Source organism: Gemmatimonadota bacterium (assembly GCA_009838645.1).
Taxonomy (GTDB): Bacteria; JAAXHH01; JAAXHH01; order JAAXHH01; family JAAXHH01; genus JAAXHH01.
Map to the genome: position 1 here is coordinate 19026 of VXRC01000010.1, position 17389 is coordinate 36414.

Genomic DNA, 17389 nt, shown 5'->3' on the forward strand with positions numbered 1-17389 from the left:
CTCATGCAGCACACTTGCAGCACACTTGAGCCATGAAGCCGGAAGGACTTTCCGCCCCTAGTTCACCCGGCGGCGGCGGTTCTTCACGTAGTCCACGAGGATGTATTCACCCAGGCTGTCGAGGGAGGAGTAGTAGGCCCGGCCGTGGTTCATCTCCGTGAGTTTCTCGACGAAACCGACCAGGTAGGGATCCTGGGTGACCATGAAGGTGCTGATGGTGATCTTCTCGCGGCGGCAGGTCATGGCCTCGTCGAGGGTCCGGTTCACGATCCGGGGGTCCAGCCCGAAGGAATTCAGGTAAAGGCGGCCGTTCCGGTCGTAGATGGCCGAGGGCTTGCCGTCGGTGATCATGAAGATCTGCTTGTTGACGTTGCGGGTCCGCCGCAGGATGTTCCGGGCCATGAGCAGGCCGGCCTTGGTGTTCGTGTGGTAGGGGCCGACCGAAACGTAGGGCAGGTCTTCGATCTTCACCTGCTTCGCGTCGTCGCCGAACAGGACCAGGTGCAGTTCGTCCTTCGGGTACTTGCGGATGATGAGTTCCGCCAGGGCCATGGCCACGCGCTTGGCCGGGGATATGCGGTCTTCGCCGTACAGGATCATGCTGTGGCTGATGTCCAGGAGCATGACCGTGGCGCAGGACGTGGTGTGCTCGACCTCATAGACTTCGAAGTCGTCCTCGTGCAGGTCCAGGTCGAATCCGGACCGGCGGATCGCGTTGCCGATGGTGGAGGTGAAATCGACGTTCGACGCCTGGTCGCCGTACCGGTAGGGCCGCGTCTCGCTCAAACGCTCCACGCCCTCCCCTTCGAAGGGCGTCTCGTGGCCGCCGCTCAGCCCCTTCTTCAGGCTGCTGTAGACGAACCGGAGCGAGTCCTCCCGGATGCGCCGCCCGCCCTTTTCGGTGAGGGTGAAGGCGTTGTCGTCCTGCTTCACGTAGCCCCGCTTCTCGAGTTCCTTGACGAAGGCCTCGTAGGACATCTCATCGTCGAAGATGCCCTGCCGCTGGTCGATATAGCGCATCCACTTCAGGGCTTCTTCCACGTCGCCGCTCGTGTGGATGAGGATCTGGCTCAGCAGGCCCAGGAGCTGTTCGAGGCGGTCCTCGGCGTCATCGACCCGCGGTATCCATTTGGTGTATTGAATGCCGATCACTTGAGGTTGCCGTCCTTTCAACGGTCCACCGGCCGTCCGTCGCGCGCAGTCACCGCCCGGCCGTCGCGCACGATCCGCGCGCATTCTTTGGCGACTTCGTTCACAGCCTTGCCGCAACGCCGTTCTTTCACGCCTTTCCGACGCCTATCTGATCTTCAGGGTCGACAGGCCGATGATCGCCAGGATGCCCGCGATAATCCAGAACCGGATCACGACCTTGGTCTCGGCCAGGCCCCGGTACTGGAAGGCGTGATGGAGCGGCGCCATGTAGAAGATGCGCCGGCCGAGCCACTTGATCCCGATCTTCTCCTGGACCAGGACCGAGAAGGCCATGGCCACGAAGATCCCGCCGGTGATGACGAAGAGGAACTCCTGCTTGAGCAGCACGGCGAGCGTGCCGACGATCCCGCCCAGGGGCAGGGCACCCACGTCGCCCATGAAGACCTGGGCGGGATAGGCGTTGTACCAGAGAAACCCCATGCAGGCGCCGAAGACCCCGGCGCAGATCACCGTCAGCTCGCCGCTGCCCGGGAGGAAGGTGAACTGCAGGTAGCCCGAGTAGATGGCGTTTCCGATGACGTAGGCGAACACCCCGTACACGACCACCGTGAACGAGACCGGGACGATGGACAGTCCGTCCAGGCCGTCGGCGAAATTCACCGCGTTGGCGATGGCCACGATGACGAAGGCGATGAAAGGCAGGTACCACCAGCCCAGGTCGAGGACCGGGTCCTTGACGAAGGGGAGATAGAGTTCGGAGGCGATTTCGGCCGACACGGGCGACAGGCCGGGCAGCAGGAAGACCAGGCCGAAACCGAAGCCGAAGACCGCCTGGAAGAAGAGCTTGGTGGCCTGGGTCAGGCCGCGGTCGCTGTCCCGGTGCCTGATCTTGCGGTAGTCGTCGATGAATCCGAACAGGGTGAACCAGATCAGGGCGCACAGGAAAACCAGGGTGAAACGGTTGAAAAGGTCGCTCCAGAGCAGCACGCTGGCGAAGATGGCCGCGACGATCAGCAGGCCGCCCATGAGCGGCGTGCCGGCCTTCGAGGCGGAGGATATCGCGCCGTGCGCCCGGGGATTGTCCCGCACGTGGTTCACGTACAGCAGGCGGATGATGCGCTGGCCGAAGAGCAGCGTGACGCCGAACCCCGTCAGCGCCGCGCAGATCGCGCGGAAGCTCAGGTACTGGAAGAGGCGCAGAAACGAGAGCGCATCGACAGTATCGAAGAGATAGGTGACGAGGTGATAGATCATGGGGCGCTCAAGGGGTTCCCTGCTGGTTTCGAATCATGCCGAACAGACGGTTCAGCGTCCGCTTGATCGGAAAGTCCGGTTCGAAGTGATTCGACGTGACCAGTATTTCGTCGAGCTCTTCGAGCAGTCCGTCCAGGTCGACGATCATCTTCCGCCCGACCAGGTCGGCCAACGCGTCGATGACGGCCTGGCGCACCTTCCCGTTGGGGTCCTGGTAGAACGGCCTGAGCCACTCCGCGACGGCGCCGTCGCCCATCCTGCCCAGGGCGCGTATGGCGGCGGACCGGATCTCGAAGGACGATTCCCGCAAAAGGCCGCGTAATCCGTTCAGCGCCTCCTCGTCCCTTTCCCCATCAGCGTCCGCTGTTCCCGGTCCGTGGGCGAGGCCGGCAAAGGCCAGGGCCGCGGCGGACCGCACTTCGTAATAGGGATCCGACAGCAAATCCAGCAGCACGGCGCGCACCGATGCATCGTACACGCCGAGCCGGCCGATCGCCGTCACGGCGTTGCGGCGGATGAAGCCGACCTGCCGGTAGTCGCCGCCGAGGAGGCGTTGGAAGAAGGGCGCCGGCGTCCGGTCGCGCAGCAGCGCGAGGAGGAATGGCAGGCGGTCGCGGTAGCCGAGCAGGCCGGCCAGCTTTACGCCCTCGTTCCGAATGGGCCACCGCTCGTCCTTGAGGAATCCGTCGACCCGGTACTTCAGGTAGTCTTCGCCCACGGATTCGATGAAACCCTTGTCGCGCCCATCGGCGAAACGCCGGACCAGCGCAAAGGGGGACAGCGCGGATGCCGGCGGTTCGTCTTGGCCGCCCTGGTCGCCCTGGTTGCCCTGGTTGCCCTGGTTGCCCGATTCGGCATCTCCGGCGGCGCCGTGTTCGTCGGGTCTTCCGTTGGAACGAACGTGGTCCGCCGGGCGGTCCGGGCGGTCCGGGTGGTCCGGGTGGTCCACGCGGTCCAGGTGGTCCGGGTGGCCCGCAAGCATCTGGTCCAAATGGTCGACGATCCGGTCCAGTCCGCTTCGGTCGAAGGTCTCGCGGGCCCGGCGGCTCATGGCGGCATGACCGGCCGGGTCGTCCAGGATTTCGAGGACCAGGCGGGCCAGGCGCTCCCCGTCGACCACGCCGATGGTCTGGCCGTCCTCAGCGGTAATCGATTCGTACACGACGCGGGCCGCGCCCCTCAATTCGAGCGTCCTGGCGTTCACGGCCTGGTGGTCGCCGGGCGCGTAGGGCAGCGGCACCAGGATGGAAGGGATCCCGCAAATGCCGATCTCGGTAACGACGCCGGCGCTGGCCCTGCCGATGACCAGGTCGCTGGCAGCGTAGAGCGTTTCGATTTCGTGGGAGTAATCCGACTGGTGGTATCTCGACAGGTGTTCACCGGCGAGGGCGAGCCGTTCCAGGCGGTTCCGGGTGTCTGCCCCGGCGTCGTAATCCGGGCTACGTGTCTGGCCGATGACGTGGATGACGTGGAGGTCCGGCCGGGCAAGCAGACAGGGCAGCGCGTCGACCACGGCCCGGTTGATGGACCGGGCGCCCGACGAAGCGCCGAAGGCGAATACGATCTTCGCGTCGGACGGCAGGCCCAGCGAGGCCCGCGCGGCGTCCCGGGACACGGCGCCGATCTCGCGCCGCACCGGGTAGCCCGACCACGTCGTCTTTTCCGGAGGGAAATACCGCAGCGACGCTTCGAAGGAAACCCCGATGCGATCCGCGATGCGGCCCGCGAGCCGGTTGACCTTTCCGGGCACGACGTTCTGCTCGTGGACGAAACACCGGCGACCGCCCGAGAGGCGGAGCGATTTGAGGATCCAGTGGGCCAGGAGGACCGGACTGCTGGCGTAGCCGCCCGTGGCGACGATCATGCGGGGCCGGTGTCTCGACAGGTGGAACAGGCTCTGGAGGACGCCGAATCCGGTGCTGACCGCGAAGCGCAGTAGCGCGAGCGGCGGCCTGCCCGACGGCAGGCCGCGGGCATGGACCAGGTCGATCGGATAGCCCCTCTTCGGCACGAGGGAGGCTTCCATTCTGCCCCGCGCGCCGACGTACACGACGCGGGCTTCGGGGTTCCGTGCCCGCACCTCGTCGGCGATGGCCAGCCCGGGATATACGTGGCCTCCCGTCCCGCCCCCGGTAAACACGTAGGTCAGCGGACGCTTTCGGACTGGCGGCTTCGGCGCAGCCGCCGTGGCGTCCGTATTCCGTGTTGCCGCGGTGACCTTCGGCGCTTCCTCGTCCGGTGGTTGTTCCGCATCCTGTTTCGAGGTGATCTGAGACATGGGCGGGGGTTCCGCTATCGGCAACGCGGGCACGCTGGAGAGACGCGACGACTTTAACCAATGGACGTTGGCAGGTCGCTTCGGTTCCGGAACGCGTACGATTAGCATCGAGGTTACTGCCACGACACAAAGCGCCAGAGGCCGCTTTATGAGGGGTACAGGGGAATGTAGGGGAATGCGGGGTACTGTCAAGCCGTAATGTGGCTTCATCAGGGCGTCCGGACGGAGGGGTTTTACTGTCGTAGCGCAGAATTCTAAATGACATGAACAGGTAGAATGGATATGTTTATGGATGCGCATTACGATTCATATCGACGACAACCTGCACGCGGAACTGAAGAATATCGCGGCACGTACAGGAAGGACGCTGACCGCCGTCATCCACGACGCGCTACGAGACTCCCTGTCACGCCGACGCAACGCGAAACGACCCCCGGTCAACCTGCGGGTGTTCCACGGGACAGGGGTCATGCCCGGGGTGGACCTGAACGACTCGGTCGCGCTCCTCGACCACATGGATGATGATCTAGGTCGTCCGCCGACCGTATAATCCACGGAGCCAGTAACCATGTCCGATATCAAGACCCGGCCCACCGACGCGAGCGTCGACGCATTCATTGACGCGGTGGACCATCCGCGCAGGCGCGAAGACGCGCGTACGTTAATGGATCTCATGCAACGGGTGACGGGCGAAGAGCCCGTGATGTGGGGACCGTCGATCGTGGGGTACGGAAGCTACCACTACCGGTACGCGAGCGGTCAGGAAGCAGACTGGCCCGTCGTGGGGTTCTCGCCGCGCAAACAGAACCTGTCGATTTACATCATGACCGGGTTCGAAGCGTCTGACGCGTTGCTTTCCCACCTGGGCAAGCACAAGACCGGCAAGTCCTGCCTGTACGTCAACAAGCTGGCCGACGTGGACCTGGACGTGCTGGAAAGCCTGGTCCGCGCGTCGGTCGCGGAGATGAAACGAAGGTATCCGGGCTGACCGGAGCGGCGGTCCGGAATCCCCGGCGCGCCTTTCTTTCAGGGCGGGTTACGACGGGTAGCAAATAGTATAAGGAGGACCCGATTAAGTTCGATGCAATGACCGAGTATACTTGACAAATTTTGGTTTTGGGGTTATAATTGTGGACGATCTGAAATCTATATATGCCGTGAATCAAGGTGATTCAACGGTGAAACTCTCAAACGGAGGAATCCAATGCGAGGTATATTCGTACTGCTGACCATGACCCTGGTCATGGGATGCGCAACCGAACCTGCGAACTTCGAGGAGCTCGTGGAGCGGTTGGACGCCACGGAACAGGAAATCCGCGCCAAGCAGGAAGAGATCCAGACGACGATAGCGACGTTCAACGAATCGAATCCCGACAGGCAGGTCGATGCGGAGTCGTTGACCAACATGGCGCTGAATCCTGACCACGAAGCCGTTTTGAATGAAATGCTGGCCGGCGAAGAGGACGTTTCGTACCGCGGTCTCGTGCAGGAGATCATCGATACCCGGGGCGAGGTCGCGGAGCTGCAGCAGCAGATGCAGGATCTTCGAGACGATCTGCCGGCGCCCTATACGGTTCAGCGCGGCGACTCCCACATCCAGGTCGCCCTGCAGTACCTCATGGAGAATCACGGCCTTTCGACCGCCGAAGCCAGCGACGTGGTCGAGCAGACCGCCCTGGTGGAGGACCTGAACGTCGGCAACCAGATCTGGCTGCTCTACACGGACGGCATCCTCGGCTCGTACGTGACGCAGGGCACGGCGGACATGTCTCCGGGCCGTGCGCAACGCATCGCCAGGGCGCGCATCAACCGCACCATCGCGACGTTGACCGACGAACGCGACGCGGCCGAGGCCCGGGCGGCTTTCATCGCCGATTCACTGGGCCAGGTCAAGGACATGCTCGAAGAGCGGATCGTGTTCCTGCGCAGCGAAGAAGAGCGTCTCAATGGACAGATCGCGATGCTGACCGACGCCCGTGACGAGGCACTGGCGCAGCGGGACATGGAGGAGCAGGCGAAGCTTGCGGCCGAGATGAAGCTGAACTCCATTTTCTTCGCCGTGAACACCATGGACCACTGGAAAGACTCGATGGTCATCAAGGATCCGTTCTTCGGCGGCCCCCGCGTGGAATCTCTCTCCGGCGTTGATTTTTCCCAGTCCCAGGACCTGCGCGAAGGCACGGTACTCACGATCGAACGCTCGGCCTTCCCGTCGCTGGACAGTATAAAGAAAGTGGACGTTTTCCCGCGCACCTTCAGGGACGGCCAGGACTACGTCGTCGCCTTCCATCCCTCGGGCGACCGGGTATCCATCGAACTGCTCGTGCCGGATAACTTCGCCGGACAGAACGTGCTTTTCGCCCTGAGAGACTAACGGCCAGATTCCCATCGAACAACTTGAATCATCTATACGCATCGCAGAATCGAAGGCGGGTGGCAGGCAGTCAGGCAACCCGCCTTCGCCTGCTTAGGAGCCGGGTTGCATGCAGTGGAAACAGGTACGTATCGTTCTTATTCTCGTTGTAATCTTCACCGCGCTTTGGTACGTCTATCCTTCCGTAAGAACCTCTGACTACTGGCAATACGCCCCCGTTCAGACCACCCTTACCCCGGAACAGATCGATGCGATCGATGCGGATCCGCTCCTGACCGAAGCGGACCGGGCGCAGCTCAAGGAACTGAACCTGACCAAGGCCGAACGCGACCGGCTTCAGGACCAGTCCATCCGCCAGGGTCTGGATCTCCAGGGCGGCGTGCACATCAAGCTCGAGGTGGACAAGTCCAACCTGCCGGAGGAGGAAGCCGTAGACGTCGTGGAACGGGCGATGCAGGTCATCTCGAACCGCGTCAACGAATTCGGCGTCACCGAACCGATCATCCAGCAGGAGGGCGAAGACCGCATCATCGTCGAGCTGCCGGGACTCAGGGACATAGACCGCGCCATGACGCTGATCAACCAGACCGCCCAGCTGGAGTTCAGGCTGCTGCGCGAAGGCAGCGAGCTTCGTTCGGTCGTCGAGCGCATCGACGCCCTGCTGGCGGCCCGCGATACCACGAGCGTCCCGGCGGATACGAGCGCCCTGATTCCAGAAGCGGCCACCACGGCGGAACGCAACCCCTTTCTGTCGTTGATCGACCTCTCCGACAACGAGATCATCGTACCGGCGAGCAATACCGCCCGCGTAGACGAAATCCTGGCCCAGCCCCAGGTGCAGAGCTTCATTCCGGCCGGCGCGGAGATCCGGGCCGGCGTGATGCGGACGACGGCCAGCGGACAACGCGTCAGGTCCTATTACTACATGAACGCCCAGCCGGAACTGACCGGCGCCGTACTGGCGGACGCCTTCCCGCAGACCGGTTCAGGCTCCGACATCGGCAGCATGGGCGTGGCGTCGGTGGGCTTCACGACCACGGACGACGGCGCCAGGACCTTCTCCCGCGTTACGGGGAACAACATCGGCCGGCGCCTGGCGATCGTGCTGGACGGCCGGGTGTTCTCCGCGCCGGTCATCCAGGGACGCATACCCAACGGCCGGGGCGAGATCACCGGGATCAACTCGCTGGAGGAGGCGAGGGACCTCTCCATCGTGTTGCGCGCCGGCGCCCTGCCCGCGCCCATGGAGATCATCAGCAAGTACGTCGTGGGGCCGTCCCTGGGCGAGGACGCCATCAACTCCGGCAAATGGGCCTCGATCCTGGGTCTCATCGCCGTCATGATCTTCATGGCGATGTATTACCGGACGGCCGGCTTCATCGCCAATTTCGCCCTGATCCTGAACCTCCTCTTCCTGCTGGCCGTCCTCGGCGCTTTCCAGGCGACGCTGACGCTGCCCGGCATCGCGGGAATCATCCTGACCATGGGCATGTCGGTGGACGCCAACATCCTCATCTTCGAACGGATCAAGGAGGAGCTCAGGGCCGGAGGGAAGACGATCCGGCAGTCCGTGGACAGCGGCTACGGGAACGCGCTCCGCACCATCGTGGACGCAAACATCACCACCCTGATCACCGCCTTCGCCCTGTACGAGTTCGGGACCGGTCCCATCAAGGGATTCGCCGTGACGCTGGGATTCGGCATCCTGATCAGCATGTTCACGGCCATCTTCATCACGCGGTCCCTCTTCGACGCGCTCATCGACCGGTGGCAGCTCGCCCAGGTCAGCATCGGTCGGACCGATCCCTTCGGGCGCCTGTTCTTTGGATTCATGCGGTTCGGCAAAGCGGCCTTCGTCATCACCTGGTGCGTGATCGTGGTCGGCCTGGGAACCATCGTCATGCGCGGCGGGGTGAACTGGGGCGTCGACTTTCAAAGCGGGTCGCTGATCGAGATGCGGTTCGATCCTCCGGTGCCGGTACAGGACATACGCGGCGCCCTGGGTAACGCCGCCATCGAGGACCAGCCCGTCGACCTGAGCCAGAGCGAGATCAAGGTGATCGGCGAGGAGGGCAACATCCTGATCCGGGCGGCCGCCAGCGACTGGAACGAGCAGCAGATCGCGTCGGCCGTGAAATCGACGCTCGGGGAACAGTTTCCCGAGAACCTGAAGGGCAATGAAGACGACTGGCTGCGGCAGGAATACAACGTTAGCCCGAAGATCGGCAAAGAACTCACGGTCGACGCCATGGGCGCGGTGGGAGCCTCCATCATCGGCATCGTCCTTTACATCACCATCCGGTTCCGGCAGGTCAACGGGTTCCGGTTCGGCATCGGGACGATCGTCGCGTTGATCCACGACGTGCTCATCGTGCTGGCCATGCTCACCCTCGTGGGCGAGGAGCTCACCATGGCGGTCGTGGCGGCCCTGCTGACCGTCGTGGGGTATTCGACGAACGACACCATCGTTGTCTACGACCGCATCAGGGAAAGCCTGGGCCGGACCCGGACGGAAGGGTTCTCGGGCGTGGTGGACCGCAGCATCAACGAATGCCTGAACCGGACCATGATGACGTCGCTCACCGTACTGCTGGTCCTGGTCTTCCTGCTGGCCGGAAGCACGTCGACCAACTGGGGATTCGCCCTGGCGCTGACCTTCGGCGTCATCACCGGAACCTATTCCTCGATTTTCATCGCCAGCCCCATCGTGGTCTGGTGGCAGAACTGGATAGCGAAGAAGCGCGAGGAAATCCGACGCGCCAGAAAGCCATCGCGGTCGAGCGTCGCCCGCACCGGTTAGTGTGAACGTACGCCGGGGCGCCGGCGCCGGACGCGGCCCTTGACGAATCGAGCGTAACCAGCGTCGGTCAGCAAACCCGCGGATCCCATGTCGCCTGCCGAACGCATTGAAGTCCTGCGCCGGGAAATCCGGTCGCACGATCACCGGTACTTCGTACTCGACGATCCGGTCATCAGCGATTACGCCTACGACATGCTGGTGAGCGAGCTGCAGGACCTGGAATCGGCCCACCCCGACCTGATCACCCCCGACTCGCCCACCCAGCGCGTCGGGGGATCTCCCTCCGCTTCCTTTCCCGTCGTTCGGCATCCCGTGCCCATGCTCTCCATCGGCAATACGTATAACGATGAGGAGATCCGGGACTTCGACCGCCGCATCCGCGACCTGCTGGGTCCGGAGCGGGAGTACGCCTACGCGGTCGAGTTGAAGATCGACGGTGTGGCCGTGAGCCTGCGCTACGAGAACGGCGCGCTGGCCCTGGGCGCCACGCGGGGTGACGGCGAGCAGGGCGACGACATCACGGCGAACCTGCGGACCATCCGGTCCATCCCCCTGCGCATTGCCGAAGAAGAGCCCCTGCTCAACAACATCGAGGTGCGGGGCGAAGTGTATCTCCCCCACGACGGGTTCGAGGCGCTGAACGCCTTCCGCGCGGAACGGGAGGAGCCGCTCTTCGCGAACCCCCGCAACGCCGCGGCGGGCTCGCTGAAACTCCGCGATCCCCGCGTCGTCGCCGAGCGGCCCCTGAAGGTCTTTCTCTACACGTTGCGTTTCGAGGACGAAGCCGGCGCGCTGGCTGGCTGGCCCGACCTGGACAGCCACTTCCAGCGGCTGCGCTGGCTGGCCGGCCAGGGGTTTCCGACCAACGGGGAAGCCCGAAGTTTCGCGGCCATCGACGAGGTGATCGGTTTCTGCCACGACTGGGAGGAGCGGCGGGACTCGCTGTCCTACGATATCGACGGCATGGTCATCAAGGTGGATTCCATCGGGCTCCACGGCGAACTCGGCGCCACGATGAAGAGTCCCCGCTGGGCCATCGCCAGCAAGTTCGCCGCGCAACGGGCCAGGACGCGTCTGGTGGACATCCGGCTCCAGGTCGGCCGGACCGGCGTGGTGACCCCGGTCGCCGAACTCGAACCGGTCTTCCTGGCCGGATCGACGATTAGCCGGGCCACGCTCCACAACGAGGAAGAGATCCGCCGCAAGGACCTGCGCGTCGGCGACACCGTGTGGATCGAAAAAGGCGGGGACGTCATCCCCAAGGTCGTTTCGGCCGACCTGGACGAGCGGGAGGGCGGGTCGGCGCCCTTCGAGATGCCGACGGCCTGCCCGGTATGCGAAACCGCGCTCGTGCGGGTGGGCGAAGAGGTGGCGTGGCGTTGCGGGAACGCGGCCTGCCCGGCCCAGACGCAGGCGCGCGTCACCCATTTCACCGGCCGGAACGCCATGGACATCGAAGGTTTCGGTCCGGCGGTCACCGAGCAGATCCTGGGAAGCGGCCTCATCGGGGACGTGGGCGACATCTACCGCCTGACCCGCGAGCAGCTCGGGACGCTGGAGCGCATGGGCGAGAAATCCGCCGGCAACCTGCTTGGAGGCATCGAAGCCAGCAAGGACCGCCCCCTGGACCGCCTGCTTTTCAGCCTGGGCATCCCCCACGTTGGGGAGCGGGCCGCCCGGCAGATCGCCGAGCGCTTCCGCTCCATCGAAGCCATCAAGGCGGCATCGGCAGAGGAACTGGTCGCCGTACCGGAGATCGGTCCGAAGATCGCCGAGAGCGTCGTCTCTTTCTTCCATAACGAACGGAACCTCGAGATCGTCGATAAGCTAAAAGCGGCCGGCCTTCGCATGTACCTGGAAGCGCCGGATAGTGGTGCGGAAGGCAGCACGGAAAGCGGCACGGAAAACGGCGCGGAATCCCGAGCGTTCGCGGACAAGATCGTCGTCATCACGGGCACGTTGCCAAACTACTCCCGCGAAGAGATGTCCGGGGAGATCGAAGCAGCGGGCGGGCGGGTGACGTCCAGCGTGAGCAAGAAGACGGACTACCTGGTCGCCGGCGAAAACGCCGGTTCCAAACTGAAGAAGGCCCAGTCCCTTGGTGTCGAAATACTGAACGAGGAAGAAACCATAGCCCGCATCAATGAAGCCCGCATTTCAGGAGAGCAGTCCCCATGAATGCCTATGGCTGCCAATCCATGGTGCGCCCGCTGAAACGGGTGCTGGTCAAGCGCCCGGAAGAAGCCTACGAAAGCCAGGATCGGATCGACGGGCAGTGGCGCGACCTGGACTACCTGGCCAGGCCGGAATTCGACCAGGCGGTAGAGGAACACCGGCAGTTCACCGCCCTGCTCGAAGCGGCGGGCGCCGAGGTGGCGTGCCTGCCGGCCGACCGCCGGACGGGTCTCGACTCGCTCTATACCCACGATCCCGTGGCCTCCGTGACCGACCAGGGCGTGATCCTGGGCCGCATGGGCAAGGACGCCCGCATGGAGGAGCCGGACGCCCTGGCGGACTGGTTCGCCGGAGCGGGCATCCCCGTGGCGGGACGTATCGAGCCGTCCGGCAGCGTCGAAGGCGGCGACGTGGTCTGGCTCAGGGACAACCTGGCCGTCATCGGGCTGACCTACCGCACCAACGGCGAGGGGATCCGCCAGTTCCAGGAACTGCTGCGGCCACGCGGCATCGACGTGGTGGCCGTCCCCATGGTCCACTGGGACGGTCCGGGCGCGGTGCTGCACCTCATGTCCGTCATCAGCCTGCTGGATACGGACCTTGCGGCCGTCTATGAACGGCTCCTGCCCATCCCCTTCCGGGAGATGCTGACCGCCCTGGGCATCGGCCTGGTGGCGGTGCCGGACGAGGAGTACGACAGTCTCGGCTGCAACGTGCTGGCCGTAGGACCCCGCCACGTCATCGTGCGAAGCGGCAATCCGGTTACGGTGGACCGCATGCGGAAAGCCGGCTGCCGGGTCGAAACATTTAACGGCGATCACATCTGCTACGCGGGCAGCGGCGGGCCGACCTGCCTGACGCGCCCGGTACTGCGGGCGTGAACAAGGTCGCTAACAATGGAAGATCTCTCATGGAAAAATACCGGGCAGGCTTCATCGGTTGCGGCGGCATCGCCACCGCCCACGCGGACGGATACCGCCACGTGGAGAACGCCGAGATCGAACTGATCGCGGGTTCGGACATTCATCCGGAAGGGGAGAAGGCGCAGCATCTCGCCCGGGAACACGGCATCCGGCTGTACGCGGACCATCGCGAAATGCTGGAGCGGGAACAACTCGACCTGGTGAGCGTATGCACCTGGCCCCGCGGCCACTGCGAAGCCACGATCGCGGCGGTGGAAAACGGCGCGAGGGGCATCCTGTGCGAGAAACCCATGGCCGTGTCCCTGGACGAGGCCGACCGGATGATCGGGGCCTGCGAGAAAGCCGGCGCCGCCCTCGCCATCGGCCACGCCCACCGTTTTTCGCCCCAGGCCGTCCAGGCGCGCGTATGGGTCCAGGCCGGGGAAATCGGGGAGGTCGCCATGATCTGGGGCCACTGCACCCTCGACCTGATGAACAACGGCACCCACGTCATCGACCTGATCAGCTACCTGAACGGCGACAGCCCGCCCCGGTGGGTCATGGGCCAGATCGACCGCCGCAACCGGATCGAAGGACGGCGCAACCATCCGGACATGCCGGCCGAAGACATGGCGATCGGTCGGGTCGGCTACGAAAACGGCGTCGTGGGCTTCATCGAACTGGGCGAACGTGCGAGCCAGTCCTTCTCCTTCCGGATCATCGGCTCCGACGGCATCATAGAAGTGAACAGCCCCGACGGGCCGCCACTGAAAATGCTGTCCAGCTATCGTTCGGACGGATGGCACGTGCCGCGACTGGAAGAGACTTATTCGAATATCTGCGGCGAGCTGGAGGAACTGGTCTCCGCCGTGGAAGGCCGCGGCGCCCACCGGTCCGAGGCGAAGATCGCCCGCACGGCCCTGGAGACCATCATGGGCATCTTCGAGTCCTCCGCGCGGCGACGCGTACTGGAATTCCCCATCGACGTCGGCGATTTCGTCCTGGAACGCATGGTCAGGGAAGGGTTGGTGTAAATTGAACGCAGCGCATGGCAACGAACAGCGGGCCAACCGACTGGTTCACGAGACCAGCCCTTACCTGAGGCAGCACGCCCGCAATCCCGTGGACTGGTATCCATGGGGCGAAGAGGCCCTGGAGAAAGCCCGGTCGGAAGACAAGCCCGTGATGCTGTCCATCGGCTACTCCGCGTGCCACTGGTGCCACGTCATGGCCCACGAGTCCTTCGAGAACGAGGAAACGGCGGAGATCATGAACCGGCACTTCGTCAACGTCAAGGTGGACCGGGAAGAACGGCCCGACCTGGACGAGATCTACATGAACGCCGTCACCGCCATGACGGGCAGCGGCGGCTGGCCCATGACCGTCTTCCTCACGCCCGGCCTGAAACCCTTCTACGGGGGCACCTATTTCCCCCCGGACGACCGGTACGGCCGGCCCGGGTTTCCCCGCATTTTGCAGGCCGTGGCCCAGTTCTACCGGGAGCGCCGGTCCGACGCCGAGGAACAGGGCGAGAAGCTTAAATCGCGCCTCGTCGAGCTGGCCGGGTTCACCTCAAGCAACGAGACTCTGGAAACGGGCCTGCTCGACAAGGCCTTCACCGGAATCGCCGCGTCCTATGACGCCACGAACGGCGGTTTCGGCACGCAGCCCAAGTTCCCCCCGTCCATGACGCTGTCCTTCCTGCTGCGCGAGCACCTCAGGTCCGGGCGGCAGTCGGCCCTCGACATGGCCGTCCATTCCCTGTCGAAAATGGGAAACGGCGGGATCTACGACCACCTGGGCGGCGGATTCCACCGCTATTCCGTCGACGCGAAATGGCTGATCCCCCACTTCGAGAAGATGCTGTACGACAACGCGCTGCTCCTGCGGACCTATACCGAGGCGTTCCAGGCCACCGGAGAACCCCTGTTCCGCAAGGTCGTTTCGGAAACGGCGTCCTACGTGATCCGCGAGATGATGCAGCCCGGCGGCGGCTTCTATGCGACCCAGGACGCGGACAGCGAGGGCGAGGAAGGCCGGTTCTTCGTGTGGACGCCGGACGAGATCAAGGCGGTCCTGGGGGATGAGAAAGGCCGCCTGTTCGCCCGGTACTACGGCGCGGAAGAAGGGGGCAACTTCGAACACGGGACCAGCGTCCTGCACGTGGACGTCGACCTGGAGCCGCTGGCCGCCCACCTGCAAGTAGCGCCGGACGATCTGCGGGCGATCGTGTTCGAAGGACGTCGGACCCTATTCGATCACCGCGAGCAACGCGTGCACCCCGGACGGGACGAGAAGGTCATGACGGACTGGAACGGGCTGATGGCCGGCAGCCTGGTCCGGGCGAGCCGCGTCTTCGGCGAACCGGCCTGGCTCGACGCGGCGGCGGATTCGATGGGGTTCGTCCTGGACGCGCTGTACGAGGACAGCAGGCTCATGCATACGTTCAAGGACGGCCGGGCGCGGTTCAACGGCTACCTGGACGACTACGCCTTCACGGTTTCCGCGCTCCTGGATTTATACGAGGCGACCTTCGACCCGACCTGGTTCGTCCGCGCCGAAGCGCTCATGGACACGACGATCGAGCGGTTCTGGGATCCGGAGGACGGCGGGTTCTTCTTCACCAGCGACGACCACGAGACGCTCATCGTCCGGTCCAAGAATCCCTACGACAACGCCATCCCCTCGGGCAACGCCGTGAGCGTGCAGAACCTGCTCCGGCTGGCGGCATTCACCGGCAGGAACGAATACCGGGACCGGGCCGGGCAGACCCTGTCGCTCTTCACGGATTACATGGGCGCGGCGCCCGGGGGCTTCGGCCAGTTGCTGTGCGGACTCTCCTGGTATCTCGACAGGTCCGTGGAGATCGCCCTGGTCGGCGCCAGGGAAGACGCCGCCACGCGGGCCATGCTGGACCTGATCGACGGCACGTTCCTGCCGAACAAGGTCGTGGCCCTGCACGATCCGTCCGAGGACGACGACCGTGCCGGGAAACACATCCCGCTCCTCGCGGACCGGCCGCAGATCGACGGCGCGACCACGGCCTACGTCTGCGAGCAGTTCGTGTGCCGGCAACCGGTGACCACGGTGGATGAGCTAGCCGAACTGCTTTCAGTCAATCCCCAGTAACCGGGCTACCGCGCCCTTGCCAGCGGCCTGATCGCGGGTGTAGTGCGCGGGCATCTGGCTATCAGTCCAACGTCCGGCATTCTGCAGTTCCACCAGGGTAGCGCCACGCTGCGCGAGTTCCTGGGCGGTTCCGATGCGAAGGCTGTGCCCACTCACGCCCTTAATGCCGACCAGCTCCGCGGATGCCTTGATGGCCAGCCGGGCGCCGTCCACCGTCAGCCGGGCATCGCTCATCCGGTCGCCCTTCAGCATCCGGCGGAAGAGGGGTCCCACCGTGTAACCGGCTTGCTGCTGCAACTGCTGGATCGTGTCGACGGTCCGGGCGGTCAGAAAGAGGGTGGCGCCCTTCCCCTCCTGGTCGGTCTTGCTTTGAAGCAACAGGAGCCGCCCACTCCCGTCGAACGCGGTGGTGATGTGCTCGCAGTCGATGGCGACGGCTTCTCCAATCCTCAACAGCGCATCGCTCATCACGCGAAAAAGCGCGGCGTCCCTCAGTCCGGCCAGGGTGTCGGTGGCGACGGCGTTTTGCACCATGATCTTGACCGTCTCGCGGCTCAATCCCGTTACCTGGCCGCGGCCCCTGTTTCGACCTTCGCGGCGGATTCCGGCCAGCGTTCGGCTCGTCAACGGTCCCACGCTCGACGGGCGTCGATCCAGCTTCTCCCAGAAACGAACGGCCTGTACCACTACCGTAACGGAGGCCGGCGCAAGTCCCCGGGTATACAGATGCGCCAGGTAGCCGGCCAGCGCAGTGTCGGTCAACTGCTGCCCATCCAGGTGCTCGAACAATTTGCGCAAAGCATCGCCGTACGCTTTTGCCGTGTTCGGCGCGATGCTGGCTTCCAGCAATCGCGCGACTCCGACGGACGTTCGGTCGGCTTTGTTTTCGAGGGTATGCTGTAAGGAAACGTTTCGCTGCATCGTACTTTCTCAATACGAAATTCCAGCACGCATTCATGGGGAGAGTTTTTTTTTATTTGGACGAGACAGGGAGGAACCTGGACACTAACTCCTGTCGCAATCTGAAATGTTTGTTCTTGTGATATGTTTGGAGATGTTCAATGCATTTCGGACGGCTGAGTTTGCAGGATCGATCCCGGTGCCGATGGGCTAGGACGGCTTCCCTCAGTTACGGATTCGATAGGGTGTAGCGACTGAATGCGGGGTTCGTTGACCATTCTCGCCAGTCTCAGTATGCTGTTTCGTTGTCTTTCTGTATGGTAGGTAAGGTACGAATGGATGCAGGGAAAGGTCAACCATATTATGAATATCAAATATTTTTATGATTATTATGTTATTTACTCCATATATATATATGAATAGAC

Annotated in this window: 12 protein-coding genes; 8 read left to right on the forward strand and 4 right to left on the reverse strand. The window is 63.9% G+C overall.

What is annotated here, in order from left to right:
- Positions 1-57: 57 nt before the first annotated feature.
- From F4Y38_03595 to F4Y38_03605, 3 genes are all read right to left on the reverse strand, one after another.
- A complete protein-coding gene (locus F4Y38_03595; GenBank protein MXY48366.1) occupies positions 58-1149 on the reverse strand; it encodes a hypothetical protein in 1092 nt (363 codons plus the stop codon).
- 147 nt (positions 1150-1296) lie between these two features.
- Complete coding sequence (gene mraY / locus F4Y38_03600; GenBank protein ID MXY48367.1) at positions 1297-2406, reverse strand: phospho-N-acetylmuramoyl-pentapeptide-transferase; 1110 nt, start codon at positions 2404-2406, stop codon at positions 1297-1299.
- Between the two features lie 7 nt (positions 2407-2413).
- Positions 2414-4984 (reverse strand): hypothetical protein, encoded by a 2571-nt coding sequence (locus tag F4Y38_03605; GenBank protein MXY48368.1) that lies wholly within the window; start codon positions 4982-4984, stop codon positions 2414-2416.
- Here F4Y38_03605 and F4Y38_03610 point away from each other — a divergent pair.
- The 8 genes from F4Y38_03610 to F4Y38_03645 all read left to right on the forward strand — a co-directional run bounded on the left by F4Y38_03610 (position 4977) and on the right by F4Y38_03645 (position 16064).
- On the forward strand, positions 4977-5234 hold the full coding sequence (locus F4Y38_03610) for a CopG family transcriptional regulator (protein MXY48369.1): 258 nt from the start codon (positions 4977-4979) through the stop codon (positions 5232-5234). The genes F4Y38_03605 and F4Y38_03610 overlap by 8 nt on opposite strands.
- 18 nt (positions 5235-5252) lie before the next feature.
- Positions 5253-5672 (forward strand): DUF1801 domain-containing protein, encoded by a 420-nt coding sequence (locus F4Y38_03615; protein MXY48370.1) that lies wholly within the window; start codon positions 5253-5255, stop codon positions 5670-5672.
- 216 nt (positions 5673-5888) lie between these two features.
- Complete coding sequence (locus F4Y38_03620; protein ID MXY48371.1) at positions 5889-7058, forward strand: hypothetical protein; 1170 nt, start codon at positions 5889-5891, stop codon at positions 7056-7058.
- 109 nt (positions 7059-7167) lie between these two features.
- A complete protein-coding gene (gene secD / locus F4Y38_03625; GenBank protein ID MXY48372.1) occupies positions 7168-9858 on the forward strand; it encodes a protein translocase subunit SecD in 2691 nt (896 codons plus the stop codon).
- Between the two features lie 87 nt (positions 9859-9945).
- Positions 9946-12036 (forward strand): NAD-dependent DNA ligase LigA, encoded by a 2091-nt coding sequence (ligA, locus tag F4Y38_03630; protein MXY48373.1) that lies wholly within the window; start codon positions 9946-9948, stop codon positions 12034-12036.
- Positions 12033-12914 (forward strand): amidinotransferase, encoded by an 882-nt coding sequence (locus tag F4Y38_03635; protein MXY48374.1) that lies wholly within the window; start codon positions 12033-12035, stop codon positions 12912-12914. Before ligA ends, F4Y38_03635 begins: the two co-directional genes overlap by 4 nt.
- Before the next feature lie 29 nt (positions 12915-12943).
- A complete protein-coding gene (locus F4Y38_03640; GenBank protein MXY48375.1) occupies positions 12944-13969 on the forward strand; it encodes a Gfo/Idh/MocA family oxidoreductase in 1026 nt (341 codons plus the stop codon).
- Position 13970: 1 nt separating this feature from the next.
- Positions 13971-16064, forward strand: coding sequence for a thioredoxin domain-containing protein (locus F4Y38_03645; GenBank protein ID MXY48376.1), 2094 nt, complete (start codon positions 13971-13973; stop codon positions 16062-16064).
- On the opposite strand, the gene F4Y38_03650 is transcribed toward F4Y38_03645, so the two are convergent.
- Positions 16047-16985: a tyrosine-type recombinase/integrase gene (locus tag F4Y38_03650; protein ID MXY48377.1), complete on the reverse strand. Its 939-nt coding sequence runs from the start codon at positions 16983-16985 to the stop codon at positions 16047-16049. The two genes, F4Y38_03645 and F4Y38_03650, sit on opposite strands and share 18 nt — an antisense overlap.
- Between the last annotated feature and the right edge of the window lie 404 nt (positions 16986-17389).